We start from the raw sequence: 14,940 nt of genomic DNA, 5'->3' as shown, positions 1-14,940 counted from the left end.
GCTCGACTCACTCCCCCACCGACGAGACGGCCACGGCACGGACGAAACCGCCGTCCACCATCAGGTTCGCCACCGTCTCCAGCTCCGGCGGCGAACCCGCCAGCCGGGACAGGAACGCGTCGAAGTCCTCACCGCACGACAGCAGCAGCCGCTGCACCCGCTCCGCCTGCGGCCAGGACGGATCCACGTCCCGTGCGTCGTCGTACGCGCAGAACCACACCGAACCGGCCCGCTCGCCCTTCACCTTCACGGCGAGCAGTCCGCCCTGGACGAAGCCGACGGCCAGGTAGTCCTTGGTCAGATGGTCGCGCAGGCACTTGTTGACGTACACCAGGTCGTTGACCGCCGCTTCTTCGCGGACCGTGAAGAACGGCTGGTCGACCAGCAGTCCCAACTCCGCGTCCAGGGCCGTCCCGACGGGCGCGCAGCCGCCCGCGGCCTTCAGGAAGGAGCGGTAGGGGCCCGGCAGCCGGTACCCGAGGTCCTCCTCGACCCCCTGCACCTGCTGCTCCGACACCGCGGCACCCGACTTCGGCAGCCGGAAGTGCGCCGGCCGCGTCTCCTGCAACGGGCGGGTGCCCCGCTTGCCCTGGTCGACGTTCGCGGTCGCGATCCCGCCGTGGTGGCGCAGCAGCGCCTTCACCTCCACCGGGACCAGTTCCAGGCGCCGGGAGCCGGCCACGTGGTGCCAGGTCCAGCCGTGCGGGGTCGCCACGTTCGGCACCGTGTCCCACAGCTCGTGCCCCGACGCCGCCATCGCCGCGTTCGCGGACACGTAATCCGTCAGCCGCAGTTCGTCGACCCCGAACCCCTGCGGCGGCTCCGCGATCTCCACCGCGGCCCGCGCGTACGGCGAGAAGTCGGGGAAACCGCGGTCGTCCACCCGCACCCCTCTGGGGTGACGTGCGGCCCGGACCGGATCCGGAAAGTGCACGACCTGCCCGGCATAGGCCGCGTTCGGCGGCGCGGCCTGTCCCCCAGCCTGGCGGCCGGGTGGTACCCCAAGCCCGAGCCGACCTGTCGTCATGGCTGTTGCCCCCTGCGGCACTCTGTACGGCCCACGGCGACCGGCTCGCTGCTCCGCCCCGCCGAGGCCCGTATCCCTACTTCTCTCCAACGCGTCCACCGCGCGCATCGCGGCGTGCCGACAGCCTATGCGGTACGACGTCACCGGTCACCGGGCCGCCACCCGCCGGCCCGGCCCCGCCGTGACCAGCCGTCACCCTCCAGTGACGCACTGCCCCGGACGGGGTGTGTCACACCGCCCCAGCTTCCGCAGCGGGCACGGCATTTGGCACTCTGTGAGTTTCCGGGGGATGCACGGGAGGGAAAAACGATCATGAACGCGACGCAGACGGGACCGCACACGAGCGCCTCCGGCGACCCCAGAGTCGGCTGGAGCAGCGCCGAGACACCACCCGCGCCCGCGCTCCGCCACCGCCGCGACGGCATTCTCCCGACGATCGCCGCCGCCCTCTCCGTGCGCGGCGCCACGCTCACCGGCACCGCCGCCCGAGGCGAGGAGCCGCCCGCCCTGCACCCCCTCGTCCAGGACTTCCTCGACGCCCTCACCAGCGCCCAGCGGGACCGCTTCACCGGCCGCTGCGCCGAGACCGTCCTGATCTCCCGGCACATCACCGCCGCCGACGCCGCCCGGAGTAAACGTGCCTCCCGCAAACCCATGAGCAACGGCGAGGCCCGCAAGAGCCTGAAACACGCCAAACTCACCACCCGGCGCATCCGCGAGGACGGCGACCCCCTGCACGGCGGCTTCGCCGGCCCCTGCCGGGCCTGCACCGCGCTCAGCGCCCACTTCGGCGTCCGCATCGTCGATCCCACCGCCGGGAAGGCCTGACCCGCCCGGCCACGAGACCCCCCGACCGCGGCCGCCGCGACACCCCCCACGACCGCACCGCCCGCCACGGCGCCACCCGCCGCGGCACGATCCACGAACGAAGGGCAGATGCACGCCGACCACGTCTCCTTCCCCAAGCCCTCGACTCCTCCCCCTGGGCAGGGGGGAACCCCGGCTCGCTTCGCCGCACCCGTCGACGCCGCGCTGCGCGCCGCCGGCTGGCAACCGGGACGGTGGGACATAAAGCAGGCCGAGGGATGGGCCGACGCCCTGCGCGAACACCTCTCGCCCGCCGGCCACCACCACGCCGTGTTCCCCGCCGCCGTCGAGGCCTGGGCGGAATTCGGCGGCCTGCGCGTCTCGCCCACCGGGCCCGGCCGCAGGATCGCCCCCGCCGCCCTCGACCTGGACCCGCTGCACGGCCTCCACCTGGCCCGCACCCTCGGCGACCTCGGCCGCGCCCTGGACACCGAGGTCTGCCCGCTGGGCGCCGAGACCGACAGCCGGTCCCTGCTCGCCATCGACACCGAGGGCCGCGTCTACGCCCTCGACCACACCGGCGACTGGTACCTCGGACCCGACGTCGACCAGGCCCTGTCGGCGCTCATCTCCGGCACGGAACCCGTACGGCTCACCACGGGCTGAACACCCGTACGACTCACCGGCCCGCCGTGGGCGGGACCCACCGCGCACCGGGCGGAAGCGCCGCTACGCCGGAATCACCGCCGACACGCGGAAGCCTCCCGCGTCCGTCGGTCCCGACACGAAGACACCGCCCAGCGCGACGACCCGCTCCCGCATCCCGAGCAGTCCGTTCCCGCCCGACGGCAGCCCCGCCGACGCCGACGCGGGCTCGGGCGGCGGCTCGTTCTCCACCTGCATCGCGATCTCCGCCGACCGGTGCGCCAGCCGCACGTACGTCTTCGCCCCCGCCGCGTGCTTGTGGACGTTCGTCAGCGCCTCCTGCACCACGCGGTACGCCGTCTGCTCGACCTCCGCCGCGTACGGGCGGACCGCGCCCTGCACCGACAGGTCCACGGCCATTCCGGCGGCCGCCGACTGCCCGACCAGTTCGTCCAGCTCCGACAGGCACGGCCCCTCGAGCGCGCCGCCGGCGGCCCGGGAGGCCGCGGCCGCCGCGGCGGCCCCCACCGCGGCGAGCGGCACGGCGTCCGGCGCACCGGGCACACCCTGCTCCGACAGCTCCGTCTGCGCCTGGGTCTGAGGCCGGGGCGGGGGCTGAGCCTGGGCCTGGGCGGACCCCTCCGTACTGCGCAGCACCCCGAGCATCTCCCGCAGCTCGGTCAGCGCCTGTCGCCCCATGTCCCCCACCAGGGCCGCGTTCTTCACCGCCTTCTCCGGATCCTTGCGGGCCACGGCCTGCAACGCGGCGGCATGGACCACCATCAGACTCACCCGGTGCGCGACCACGTCGTGCATCTCCCGCGCGATCCGGGTCCGCTCCTCGTTGCGGGCCCACTCGGCCCGCTCCTCCGCCCGCTCCGCGAGCAGCTGCAACTCCCGTTCGAGACTGTCCGCCCGCTCCCGCAGGCTCTCCATCAGCCGCCGCCGGGCCCCGACGTACAGGCCGAGAAGAAGGGGAGGGGCCGTCAGCCCGAGCGAGGTGGTCACCGCGGCGAACGGCACGAACCAGTTGCCGAGGGTCAGATCCCCGCGCGCCATGTCCTGGCGCACTCGCACGAACGTCACGATCATCGTCCCGACCAGAGACATCCCGGCCAGCGCGGCGATCACCCTGCGTGGCAACTCGCACGAGGCCAGGGTGTACAGCCCGACGATGCCCATCAGGAAGCCCATCTGGGCCGGCGTGATGGCGATCGCCACCAGCACGACGGCGATCGGCCACCGCCGCCGGATGAGCAGAACGGACCCCGCCAGCACCCCGAAGACGATCCCCAGAGACGCCGGAATCCCCGCGTCCCGGGCGAACGGCACGCCCTCGGCCCCGCACTCCAGCGCGGACACCAGCGCCAGCCCCCCGTCGAGCGCGGCGCTGCGCCGGCGCGTCCACCACCACGGCCCGGTCGGGACCGCCTCGTGGTCTTCCCCCGTCGTGGTCATGGCTCCAGCCTACGGGCGCCGGCCGGGGCATTTCCGGTGAGTTCCGGGTACCGGACCCCAGCACACTCCGTAATCGAATAACAGCGAAACCGGCCGGTATCCCTCGAACTGCCGAACCAAGCCCCGTTCGAGATCGGAAGCGGACATTCCCTCCGGCTCGTGGGCCAGTTCCGAGGGCCGGCGGGACGGAATCGTGGCCCGGACCCGGGCACGTCTCCGGTAAGGTCTGAAGCGCTGTCCCCCGTGGTGTAACTGGCAGCACACTGGTTTTTGGTACCAGCAGGACAAGGTTCGAATCCTTGCGGGGGAGCTGCGGCACACACGGTCCCGGTCCGGGTCCCGCCCCCACGGGTCGGGACCCGCTCTCATATCTCCTCACAACCACCCCGGTATCCTGCGGATGTCCACCCCCACCCATCCACAGCCGAAGGGCATCCCGTGAGCGCCATTCGCCCGGCAGCCGTCGTCGTTCTCGCAGCGGGTGAGGGCACCCGTATGAAGTCGGCCACACCGAAGGTCCTGCATGAGATCTGCGGCCGGTCACTGGTGGGCCATGTGCTCGCCGCCGCACGTGAGTTGAAGCCGGAGAACCTCGTCGTCGTGGTCGGGCACGCGCGGGAGCAGGTGACCGAGCACCTGACCGCGGTCGACTCCGGGGTCCGCACCGCCGTGCAGGAGAAGCAGAAGGGCACCGGGCACGCGGTCCGGATGGGCCTCGAGGAGCTCGGCGGGCCCGTCGAGGGGACCGTGATCGTCGTCTGCGGCGACACTCCCCTCCTCACCGGTGAGACCCTCCAGCGGCTCGCCACCACGCACCAGGAGGACGGCAACGCCGTCACCGTGCTCAGTGCGGAGGTGCCGGACGCGACCGGCTACGGCCGGATCGTCCGCGACGCCGGCACGGGCGCGGTGACCGCGATCGTCGAGCACAAGGACGCCAGCGAGGCCCAGCGGGCGATCCGGGAGATCAACTCCGGGGTGTTCGCGTTCGACGGGCGGCTGCTCGCCGACGCGCTGGGCAAGGTCCGGACGAACAACAGCCAGCACGAGGAGTACCTCACCGACGTCCTCGGGATCCTGCGCGAGGCCGGGCACCGGGTCGGTGCCTCCGTGGCCGGCGACCACCGGGAGATCGCGGGGATCAACAACCGGGTGCAGCTGGCCGAGGCGCGGCGGACCCTCAACGACCGCCTGCTGACGAACGCGATGCTCTCGGGTGTCACGGTCGTCGACCCGGCGACCACCTGGATCGACGTGACGGTGACCTTCGAACAGGACGTCGTCGTGCACCCGGGCACGCAGCTGCACGGGACGACCCGGCTCGGCGAGGGCTGCGAGGTGGGCCCCAACAGCCGGCTGACGGACACCCGGGTCGGCGCGGGGGCGCGGGTGGACAACACGGTGTCCGACGGCGCCGTGGTGGGCCCGCAGGCCTCCGTGGGGCCGTACGCGTACCTGCGGCCGGGCACGCGGCTCGGGGCCAAGTCCAAGGTGGGTACGTACGTCGAGACGAAGAACGCCTCGATCGGCGAGGGGACCAAGGTTCCCCACCTGTCGTACGTCGGTGACGCCACCATCGGCGAGTACACGAACATCGGCGCGGCAAGCGTGTTCGTGAACTACGACGGGGAGAGCAAGCACCACACGACGGTCGGCTCGCACTGCAAGACCGGTTCGGACAACATGTTTGTGGCTCCCGTCACGATCGGGGACGGCGCCTACACCGCCGCCGGGTCCGTGATCACGAAGAACGTGCCGCCCGGTTCGCTGGCCGTGGCCCGTGGTCAGCAGCGGAATATCGAGGGCTGGGTGGCTCGCAAGCGCCCGGGAAGCGCGGCGGCGAAGGCGGCCGAGGCGGTTTCCGGACAGCCGGAGGGCGAAGCCTGACCGGAAACCGGCACCCCAAAGACGGCGTACCGTGATAAGTACACGCCCCCACCATGCTGCGAACACCCGCTGAGGAGACACTGCTGTGACCGGGATCAAGACGACCGGCGAGAAGAAGATGATGTTCTTCTCCGGCCGCGCCCACCCCGAGCTTGCCGAGGAAATCGCCCACGAGCTGGGTGTCGGGGTCGTCCCGACGAAGGCGTTCGACTTCGCGAACGGCGAGATCTACGTGCGTTATCAGGAGTCGGCCCGCGGCGCGGACTGCTTCCTGATACAGAGCCACACCGCTCCGATCAACAAGTGGATCATGGAGCAGCTGATCATGATCGACGCGCTGAAGCGTGCGTCGGCCCGCTCCATCACGGTCATCGTGCCGTTCTACGGTTACGCACGGCAGGACAAGAAGCACCGAGGACGTGAACCGATCTCGGCGCGTCTGATCGCGGATCTGATGAAGACCGCGGGTGCCGACCGCATCCTGACCGTGGATCTGCACACGGACCAGATCCAGGGCTTCTTCGACGGGCCGGTGGACCACCTGTTCGCGCTGCCGCTGCTGGCGGACTACGTGGGCAACAAGGTCGACCGTTCGAAGCTGACGGTGGTGTCCCCGGACGCCGGCCGGGTGCGGGTGGCGGACCGCTGGTGCGACCGGCTTGGCGCGCCGCTGGCGATCGTGCACAAGCGGCGCGACAAGGACGTGGCGAACCAGGTCACCGTCCACGAGGTCGTCGGTGACGTGAAGGGCCGCATCTGCGTTCTGGTGGACGACATGATCGACACCGGTGGCACCATCTGCGCCGCGGCGGACGCCCTGTTCGCGCACGGCGCGGAGGACGTGATCGTGACGGCGACGCACGGTGTGCTGTCGGGTCCCGCGGCGGACCGGCTGAAGAACTCCAAGGTGGGCGAGTTCGTGTTCACCAACACGCTGCCGACGCCGAACGAGCTGGAACTGGACAAGGTCACGGTGCTGTCCATCGCGCCGACGATCGCGCGCGCGGTGCGCGAGGTGTTCGAGGACGGTTCGGTGACGAGCCTGTTCGACGAGCAGTGAGGACCACGCTCTAGATCGTTTTGGGTCCGGCCTCCCGCTCCGAGTAGACTGCTTCAGTTGCTCGGCGAGGGAGGCCGTACTCGTTCTCGTGGTACGGCGATCCGTTATCGACGCGCTCTTCGTAGCAGGCCGTTCGTGGCCGGGTGACCCCGACCGTTTTCCGTGTACCTCTACGAGGAGTGAAGAGCATGTCCGAGGTGAAGCTCGCCGCCGAGACGCGCACCGAGTTCGGCAAGGGTGCCGCCCGCCGTGTCCGCCGTGAGAACAAGGTTCCCGGTGTGCTGTACGAGCACGGCATGGTGCCGATCCACCTGACGCTGCCGGGTCACGAGCTGCTGATGGCGCTGCGTACGCCGAACGTCCTGATCTCGCTGGACATCGACGGCAAGACCAACGAGCTGGCGATTCCGAAGGCCGTGCAGCGCGACCCGCTGAAGGGCTTCCTGGTCCACGTGGACCTGCTGATGGTCAAGCGCGGCGAGCGCGTCGTCGTCGAGATCCCGGTCGTCGCCGAGGGCGAGCTGGCCCCGGGCGGCAACCTGCTCGAGCACGTCCTGACCGCGCTGCCGGTCGAGGCCGAGGCCACGCACATCCCGGACTCCCTGCCGGTGTCCGTGGCCGGTCTGGCCGCCGGTGCCGCGATCCTCGCCAAGGACATCAACCTGCCCGACGGCGTGAAGCTGGCCGTCGAGGAGGACACCGCGGTGCTCCAGGTGCTGGCCGCGCAGGCCGAGGAGGCCCCGGCGGGCGAGGAAGGCGCAGAGGCCGCGCAGGCCTGAGCCCGACCGTCGCCGTCTCGCCGGCCGCCGCTTCCCTCGGGGGGCGGCGGCCGGCGCGTATGACGCGTACGACGTGTATTGAGGAGACATGGACGTGACGACCTCCGCGAACGCGCCCTGGCTGATCGTCGGCCTCGGCAATCCCGGACCGGAGTACGCCATGAACCGGCACAACGTCGGGTTCATGGTGGTGGATCTGCTGGCCGACCGGATCGGGGGCCGGTTCAAGCGGGCGGGCAAGGCGCAGGCGCAGGTGGTGGAGGGGCGGATCGGTCCTCCCGGGCCGGAGAGCCGCCGGGTGGTGCTGGTGAAGCCGATGTCGTTCATGAACCTGTCCGGCGGGCCGGTGAACGCGCTGCGCGACTTCTACAAGGTGCCGCTCGCGAACATCGTGGCGCTGCACGACGAACTGGACATCGACTACGGCGTGCTGCGGCTGAAGCTGGGCGGCGGCGACAACGGCCACAACGGGCTGAAGTCGATGACGAAGGCGATGGGTCCGGACTACCACCGGGTGCGGTTCGGGATCGGACGTCCGCCGGGCCGTATGCAGGTGGCGGACTTCGTGCTGAAGGACTTCTCCTCCGCCGAGCGCAAGGAGCTGGACTACTTCGTGGACCGAGCGGCGGACTCGGTGGAGTGTCTGCTGGCGGAGGGTCTGGAGCGGGCGCAAAGCGCGTACAACTCCTGACTTGTCCCCCCACCACACCCCCCTGGAGTTGACCGGTCGTAGCGACATGGCCAATGATCCCGGCCATGCCTGCCGCAATCGCCACTCGTTCCCGTCAGGCCTCCGACGCCGCGCTCCGGTTCGGGCGGGTCGCGGCCATGGGCGCCGTCACGGCGCTGATCCTCATCGCGGGGGTGTGGGCGTCCTGGCGCACCGCGCCGTACGTGCTGCTGACCAAGGGACGTGAGCAGGGCACGATCGCGGTGACGCGGTGCGACGCCGGCACGTGCACCGGGCCGTACACACCGGTCTCGACGGGGTCGAAGGCCCGTGACCAGGTGGTGATCGACCACACCGTGGCGGTGCGCAAGGGGCAGACCTACAGCGTCGTCGTGAAGCCGGGGACGGACGAGGTGGTCCGCTCGGGCCCGGCCGGGATCCTGTACGCGTGGGCCCCATTGGGCGGTGCGCTGCTGCTGGCCTCGGTGGTCGTGGCGGGCGGGCTGCGGCGGACCCGGGCGGCGTGGGTGCTGGCGGGGTCGGGCTTCGCGCTGCTGACGGTGGTCTTCGTGGCGTTGTGAGCCGTAGGGCATGAGGGTGCCCCCGGTGTTCGTCGGTCGGTACGAACCCCGGGGGCACCCTTCGCCGTTCCCGGGGTGGTCAGCCGGTGTTGCGCAGGCCGGCCGCCACGCCGTTGACCGTGAGCAGCAGGGCCCGGGAGAGCAGCGGGTCGGGTTCCCGGTCGGCCGCCGCCGCGTCGCGCTGCCGCTTGAGCAGGGTGACCTGGAGGTAGGAGATCGGGTCGAGGTAGGCGTCGCGGATGGCGAAGGTCTGCCTGAGCACGGGCTGTGCGTCGAGGAGTTCGCTTTCGCCGGTGACGCGCAGCACCTCGCGCACGGTGAGTTCGTGCTCGGCCCGGATGGTGTCGAAGATGTGCTTGAGCTCGTCGGGGACGAGGGTGTCGACGTAGTGCTGCGCGATGCGCAGGTCGGTCTTGGCGAGGGTCATCTCGACGTTGGAGATGAAGTTGCGGAAGAAGTGCCACTGTCGGTGCATCTCGTCGAGCACGGTGTCCCCTTCCAGCCGCAGGCCCGCCTCGCGCAGCGCCTTCAGCCCGGAGCCGACGCCGAACCAGCCGGGCACGATCTGCCGGGACTGGGTCCAGCCGAACACCCAGGGGATGGCGCGCAGTCCGTCGAGTCCGGCACCGGAGTCGGGGCGTCGCGAGGGACGCGATCCCAGGTGCAGGTCGGCGAGCTGGTCCACCGGGGTGGAGGCGAAGAAGTACGCCGGCAGGTCGGGGTCCTCGACGAGCCTGCGGTAGGCGGCGTGGGCGGCGTTGGACACCACGTCCATCGCGGCGTCCCAGCGGGCCAGCGCCTCCCCCGACTGGCGCGGGGCGGTGTGCAGGGCGGAGGCCTGAAGGGTCGCCGCGACCGTCAGTTCCAGGTTCTCCCGGGCCAGGGACGGGATGAGGTACTTGTCGGAGATGACCTCGCCCTGCTCGGTCACCTTGATCTCGCCCTCCAGGGTGCCCCAGGGCTGGGCGAGGATGGCGTCGTGGGTGGGGCCGCCGCCGCGGCCGACGGTGCCGCCGCGGCCGTGGAAGAGCCGCAGCCGTACGCCGTAGCGGTGGGCGACGTCGCGCAGGCGCCGCTGGGCGCGGTGGATCTCCCACTGGCTGGTGGTGATGCCGCCGAACTTGGAGGAGTCGGAGTACCCGAGCATGACCTCCTGCACATCGCCCCTGAGCGCGACCAGGCGCCGGTAGGACGGGTCGGAGAGCATGTCCTCCAGGATGGTGTCGGCGGCCCTGAGCTCGTCGGTGGTCTCCAGCAGCGGCACGATGCCGATCCTGGCCCAGCCGGCGTGCAGGTCGACGAGTCCGGCCTCGCGGGCCAGGACGGCGGCGGCGAAGACGTCGTCGGCGCCCTGGCACATGGAGATGATGTACGACTCGATGACCTCGGGCCCGAAGACGCTCAGGGCCCGCTTGACCGTCTCGAAGACGCCGAGGGTCTTGGCGCCGGCCGCGTCGACGGGGGCCGGGGCGGGGGCGAGCGGCCTCCTGGACCTCAGCTCCTTGGCGAGCAGCTTGGCGCGGTACTCGCGGGGCATGTCGGCGTAGCGCCAGGACTCCTCGCCGAGCCGGTCGAAGAGCTGGCCGAGGGCGTGGTGGTGGGCGTCGGCGTGCTCGCGGACGTCCATGGTGGCCAGCTGGAGGCCGAAGGCGGCCAGGGTGCGGATGGTGCGGCCCAGGCGGCCGTCGGCGAACAGGCCGCCGCGGTTCCCGCGCAGGGAGTCCTGGATGATCCGCAGGTCGCGCAGGAGTTCGGCGGTGCCGAGGTAGTCGCGGCCTGCCTCGTGCGGGGTGCCGGTGGCCAGGCGCTGCTTGGTGTTGACGAGCTTCTGGCGGATGCAGGTGGCCTTGAGCCGGTAGGGCTCCTCGGCGTTGAGCCGCTTGTAGCGGGGGCTGATCTCCGGCAGGTTCTCCAGATCGGTACCGAGGGACTGGAGCAGTGCGTCGGTGGCGCCGGTGTAGCGGATCGAGTTGGACAGGAAGCCGCGCAGCTCGTCGATCATGTCGAGGGCGTCGTTGATGCCGTGCTCGTGCTGGAGGATCAGCACGTCCCAGGTGACCTCCGGGGTCACGTTCGGGTTGCCGTCGCGGTCGCCGCCGATCCAGGTGCCGAAAGTGAGGGGGCGGGTGTCGTCGGGCAGCTTGACGCCGACGCGCTCCAGTTCCGCGGTGAGGTCCTCCAGGACGTCGCCGACGGCGCCGGCGTGGAGTTCGTCGAGGTAGTAGATGGCGTTGCGGGACTCGTCGGCGGGCTCGGGACGGACGACGCGGAGTTCGTCGGTCTGCCAGACGAGGTCGATGTTCTCCGCCAGCCGGGTGTCCAGGCGACGGCGGTCGGACTCGGCGACCGGGGCCTCCAGGAGCGCGGCGATGCGCCGGAGCTTGTTGAGCACCGAACGGCGGGCGGCCTCGGTGGGGTGGGCGGTGAAGACCGGGCGAACGTTCAGGTGCCGGACGGTCTCGCGCAGGTGTTCGGGGTCGGCGTCCTTGAGACGGTCGGCGGTGCGGGCGAGCAGGCCGCCCTCGGCGGCGCGCCGGGCACGCAGTTCGCGTCCGCGGTGCACCTGTTCGGTGACGTTCGCCAGATGGAAGTAGGTGGAGAAGGCGCGGACCAGCTTGGCCGCGGTGTCGAGTTCGGTTCCGCGCAGCAGTTCGGCGGCGGCCTCACCGTCCTCTCGGGTGAGGCGGCGGACCTTCTCGACCAGGTCGAGGAGCTCGGGGCCTTCCTGCCGTACCAGGGCCTCCCCGAGGAGGTCACCCAGTCGGCGGATGTCGGCACGCAGCTCGGCGCTGGTCGTCGTCTGGTCGTCGGCACTGCTCACAGGTGCGGCTCCTTGCGGGTTGAAGCACGTCTGGGAGGGGACCCGGACTAGTGCCGCGCGGCGGCTGCCGCTTACGGGCCAGGTGTCCGGGAAGGAAATCTTCAGAGCGGACCGCGCTGTCCGACCGCCTCCAAGTCTAGGTGTCGCGGGGGACGCGCAGGCTAGGGGCTCTTGCCGCAGCGCGACGCGCTGCCATACTTACGACGCCGTAGGTTACGGAACCGTAGGGAGCTGAACGGTTCCCTGACCCCCGACAACCCGTCTCGACCCTCGACCCCACAGGGGACGCCCATGACCACAAGCTCCGATGTGATCGACGACGCCCCGAAGGCGACCGACACCTCTCTTCCCTCCGCCACCCTTGGAGGTGAGCAGAAGCGTTCGATCGAGCAGATCACGCTGCTGCTCTTCATCACCGTCCCGTTCCTCGCACTGCTCGCGGCGGTGCCGCTGGCATGGGGCTGGGGGGTGAGCTGGCTGGACCTCGGCCTGCTGGTCTTCTTCTACTTCCTCGGCTGTCACGGCATCACGATCGGTTTCCACCGGCATTTCACACATGGCTCGTTCAAGGCGAAGCGGCCCCTGAGGATCGCGCTGGCGATCGCGGGGTCGATGGCGGTCGAGGGACCCCTGGTCCGCTGGGTCGCCGACCACCGCAGGCATCACAAGTTCTCCGACCACGAGGGTGATCCGCACTCCCCGTGGCGGTACGGCGAGACGGTTCCGGCGCTGCTGAAGGGACTGTGGTGGGCCCATGTCGGCTGGATGTTCGACGAGGAGCAGACGCCGCAGGACAAGTACGCCCCGGACCTGATCAAGGACCGGACCCTGCGGACGATCTCCCGTCAGTTCATCCTGTGGACCGTGGTGTCGCTGCTGCTGCCGGCGCTGATCGGCGGCCTGGTCACGATGTCGTGGTGGGGCGCGTTCACCGCGTTCTTCTGGGGCTCGCTGGTCCGGGTGGCGCTGCTGCACCACGTGACCTGGTCGATCAACTCCATCTGCCACGCGGTCGGCAAGCGTCCGTTCAAGTCGCGGGACCGCTCGGGCAACGTGTGGTGGCTGGCGATCCTGTCCTGCGGCGAGTCCTGGCACAACCTGCACCATGCCGACCCGACCTCGGCCCGGCATGGGGTGGAGCGCGGCCAGCTGGACTCCTCGGCCCGGATCATCCGCTGGTTCGAGCGGTTCGGCTGGGCCTATGACGTGCGCTGGCCGTCACGCTCGCGTATCGATTCCCGCCGCAACGACGGGGTGGGCGACTCCCGCCGCCGGAGAAAGACCGCCGAGGCGGCATGATTGACAGCGTGGCGACCGACTCCAGCACCCCCAGCAATGACAAGCCGCGGCGCACGCGGCGTACCCGTATGACCGGTGCCGAGCGCCGCCAGCAACTGCTGGAGATCGGTCGCACGCTGTTCGCCACGAAGGGCTTCGAGGGCACCTCGGTGGAGGAGATCGCGGCCAAGGCCGGGGTGTCCAAGCCGGTGGTGTACGAGCACTTCGGCGGCAAGGAGGGCCTGTACGCCGTCGTGGTGGACCGCGAGATGCGGCGGCTGCTGGACATGGTCACCAGCTCGCTGACGGCGGGCCACCCCCGCGAGCTGTGCGAGCAGGCGGCGTTCGCGCTGCTGGACTACATCGAGGAGTGCACGGACGGCTTCCGCATCCTGGTCCGCGACTCCCCCATCCCCCAGTCGACGGGTTCCTTCGCCTCCCTGATCTCCGACATCGCCACCCAGGTGGAGGACATCCTGGGCCGCGAGTTCAAGTCCCGCGGCTTCGACCCGAAGCTGGCCCCTCTGTACGCCCAGGCGCTGGTCGGCATGGTCGCCCTGACCGGCCAGTGGTGGCTGGACGTCCGCCGCCCGAAGAAGGCGGAGGTCGCCGCCCACCTGGTGAACCTGGCCTGGCACGGGCTGGACGGGCTGGAGCCGCGGCCCCGGCTGATCGGGCACCGCAAGTCCTAGGCGAGCGGTCCTAGGCGAGCGCCTCCAGGAACTCCAGGCGGTTGCCGACGGGGTCCTCGGAGTAGAAGCGCCTGTGGCCCGGCAGGCCGTCGTCCCAGACGACCTTCGCGCCGTGCGCCGCGAGCCGGGCGGCGAAGGCCTCGACAGCCGTCACCCGGAGCCCCGGGTGGGCCTTTCCCGCGGGGCGGAAGTCCCACTCGATGCCCAGGTGGAGCCGGACGTCCCCGGCCTGGAACCAGCAGCCGCCGCGCGCGGCCAGAGCCGGCGGCTTGGGGACCTCGGTCATGCCGAGGACACCGGCGTAGTACGCCCGCAGGTGGTCCTCGGAGCCGGGCGGGGCGGCGAGCTGGACGTGGTCGACGGCGGCGAGCATGCCTCACGCCTCCTTGGTGGCGACCGCGAAGATGCGGCGGAAGGGGAACGGGGTGCCGTGCGGTCCGGCCGGGTAGGCCTCCCGCAGGGCGGCACGGTACTCGGCCAGGAACTCCTCGCGGGCCGCCGGGTCGTCGGCGAGGGCGGTGAGGACAGGCCGCAGACCGGTGCCCTTCACCCAGTCCAGCACCGGGTCCTCACCGGTCAGCAGGTGGATGTACGTGGTCTCCCAGACGTCGGCGGCGCAGCCGAGGCCGGCCAGCCGCTCCAGATAGGCCTCGGGGGCGAGCACCGCGTCCTCGTGGCGCAGGACGTCCGCGAGCCGGTCGCGCCGGCGGGCGGAGCCGGCGAGTTCGCGCATGAGCCGGTGGCTGGGGGCGGAGAAGTTGCCGGGGACCTGGAAGGCGAAGGTGCCGCCGGGGCGCAGCCCCGCCACCCAGTCGGCGAAGCGGTCCGGGTGCCCGGGCACCCACTGGAGCGTGGCGTTGCTGACGATCAGGTCGTACGGCTCGCCGGGGGTCCAGGTCCGGGCGTCGGCGGCGGTGAAGTCGAGGCGGCCCCCGCCGGGGGTGGGGCCCTGGTGGTCGACGACGGCCTTGTCGAGCATCGCCGGGGAGTTGTCGTAGCCGGTGATGTGCGCGGTGGGCCAGCGGTCGGCGAGCAGAGCGGTCACATTGCCGGGGCCGCAGCCGAGGTCGGCGATGCGGGGACGGTCGCCGGGCAGAGCGGGGACGCGGGCGAGGAGGTCGGCGAAGGGGCGGGCCCGGTGGCCGGCGTGGCGCAGGTACTGGGCGGGATCCCAGGCAGGGCTGTGGGCGGACATGGCGGCCTCCTGGAGGTGCGGGGAGTCGTCGGCGGCTGCG

The 14,940-nt window shown here is 71.2% G+C and carries 14 protein-coding genes and 1 tRNA gene; 10 read left to right on the top strand and 5 right to left on the bottom strand.

Going from position 1 to position 14,940, the window contains the following annotated elements:
• Positions 1-7: 7 nt before the first annotated feature.
• Positions 8-1,027 carry an SMI1/KNR4 family protein gene (locus ACIQFZ_RS16130; RefSeq protein ID WP_365775604.1) on the bottom strand — a complete coding sequence of 340 codons (1,020 nt, stop codon included), beginning with the start codon at positions 1,025-1,027 and terminating at the stop codon, positions 8-10.
• Positions 1,028-1,339: 312 nt separating this feature from the next.
• On the opposite strand from ACIQFZ_RS16130, the gene ACIQFZ_RS16125 reads away from it, so the two are divergent.
• Together ACIQFZ_RS16125 and ACIQFZ_RS16120 are read left to right on the top strand one after the other, a co-directional pair.
• Positions 1,340-1,855: a YwqJ-related putative deaminase gene (locus ACIQFZ_RS16125; protein WP_402691477.1), complete on the top strand. Its 516-nt coding sequence runs from the start codon at positions 1,340-1,342 to the stop codon at positions 1,853-1,855.
• Between the two features lie 108 nt (positions 1,856-1,963).
• Positions 1,964-2,500 (top strand): SUKH-3 domain-containing protein, encoded by a 537-nt coding sequence (locus tag ACIQFZ_RS16120; protein WP_365422610.1) that lies wholly within the window; start codon positions 1,964-1,966, stop codon positions 2,498-2,500.
• A gap of 63 nt (positions 2,501-2,563) precedes the next feature.
• On the opposite strand, the gene ACIQFZ_RS16115 is transcribed toward ACIQFZ_RS16120, so the two are convergent.
• Positions 2,564-3,937, bottom strand: a complete 1,374-nt coding sequence (locus ACIQFZ_RS16115) for a sensor histidine kinase (protein ID WP_402691476.1) — start codon at positions 3,935-3,937, stop codon at positions 2,564-2,566.
• Positions 3,938-4,174: 237 nt separating this feature from the next.
• On the opposite strand from ACIQFZ_RS16115, the gene ACIQFZ_RS16110 reads away from it, so the two are divergent.
• From ACIQFZ_RS16110 to ACIQFZ_RS16085, 6 genes are all read left to right on the top strand, one after another.
• Positions 4,175-4,247, top strand: a tRNA-Gln gene (locus ACIQFZ_RS16110).
• A 128-nt stretch (positions 4,248-4,375) separates the two neighbouring features.
• Positions 4,376-5,824 (top strand): bifunctional UDP-N-acetylglucosamine diphosphorylase/glucosamine-1-phosphate N-acetyltransferase GlmU, encoded by a 1,449-nt coding sequence (gene glmU, locus ACIQFZ_RS16105; RefSeq protein ID WP_365422604.1) that lies wholly within the window; start codon positions 4,376-4,378, stop codon positions 5,822-5,824.
• A gap of 85 nt (positions 5,825-5,909) precedes the next feature.
• On the top strand, positions 5,910-6,884 hold the full coding sequence (locus ACIQFZ_RS16100; protein WP_365422601.1) for a ribose-phosphate diphosphokinase: 975 nt from the start codon (positions 5,910-5,912) through the stop codon (positions 6,882-6,884).
• Positions 6,885-7,072: 188 nt separating this feature from the next.
• Entirely contained in the window at positions 7,073-7,663 is a 591-nt protein-coding gene (locus ACIQFZ_RS16095) for a 50S ribosomal protein L25/general stress protein Ctc (RefSeq protein WP_365422598.1), read from the top strand.
• An 88-nt stretch (positions 7,664-7,751) separates the two neighbouring features.
• Positions 7,752-8,354, top strand: a complete 603-nt coding sequence (pth, locus tag ACIQFZ_RS16090) for an aminoacyl-tRNA hydrolase (RefSeq protein WP_365422595.1) — start codon at positions 7,752-7,754, stop codon at positions 8,352-8,354.
• Positions 8,355-8,407: 53 nt separating this feature from the next.
• The gene (locus tag ACIQFZ_RS16085; protein ID WP_365775601.1) at positions 8,408-8,914 is read left to right on the top strand and encodes a hypothetical protein; all 507 of its coding nucleotides are present in this window, start codon (positions 8,408-8,410) and stop codon (positions 8,912-8,914) included.
• Positions 8,915-8,993: 79 nt separating this feature from the next.
• Here the strand turns inward: ACIQFZ_RS16085 and ppc are convergent, their stop codons facing one another.
• Positions 8,994-11,735 (bottom strand): phosphoenolpyruvate carboxylase, encoded by a 2,742-nt coding sequence (gene ppc / locus ACIQFZ_RS16080; RefSeq protein WP_402691475.1) that lies wholly within the window; start codon positions 11,733-11,735, stop codon positions 8,994-8,996.
• Positions 11,736-12,026: 291 nt separating this feature from the next.
• Between ppc and ACIQFZ_RS16075 the strand changes: the two genes are divergently transcribed.
• Together ACIQFZ_RS16075 and ACIQFZ_RS16070 are read left to right on the top strand one after the other, a co-directional pair.
• The gene (locus ACIQFZ_RS16075; RefSeq protein ID WP_402691474.1) at positions 12,027-13,034 is read left to right on the top strand and encodes an acyl-CoA desaturase; all 1,008 of its coding nucleotides are present in this window, start codon (positions 12,027-12,029) and stop codon (positions 13,032-13,034) included.
• The gene (locus ACIQFZ_RS16070) at positions 13,031-13,705 is read left to right on the top strand and encodes a TetR/AcrR family transcriptional regulator (protein ID WP_365422584.1); all 675 of its coding nucleotides are present in this window, start codon (positions 13,031-13,033) and stop codon (positions 13,703-13,705) included. The genes ACIQFZ_RS16075 and ACIQFZ_RS16070 overlap by 4 nt, the downstream gene beginning before the upstream one ends.
• Before the next feature lie 10 nt (positions 13,706-13,715).
• Here the strand turns inward: ACIQFZ_RS16070 and ACIQFZ_RS16065 are convergent, their stop codons facing one another.
• Complete coding sequence (locus ACIQFZ_RS16065) at positions 13,716-14,078, bottom strand: VOC family protein (protein ID WP_402691473.1); 363 nt, start codon at positions 14,076-14,078, stop codon at positions 13,716-13,718.
• A gap of 3 nt (positions 14,079-14,081) precedes the next feature.
• Positions 14,082-14,900 (bottom strand): trans-aconitate 2-methyltransferase, encoded by an 819-nt coding sequence (locus ACIQFZ_RS16060; RefSeq protein WP_402691510.1) that lies wholly within the window; start codon positions 14,898-14,900, stop codon positions 14,082-14,084.
• Positions 14,901-14,940: the final 40 nt, after the last annotated feature.

It is taken from the genome of Streptomyces sp. NPDC093064 (assembly GCF_044754605.1).
In the GTDB taxonomy this organism is placed as follows: domain Bacteria; phylum Actinomycetota; class Actinomycetes; order Streptomycetales; family Streptomycetaceae; genus Streptomyces.
The sequence above is the reverse complement of the archived record's forward strand: the minus strand, read 5'-3'. Positions and strand labels throughout refer to the sequence as shown.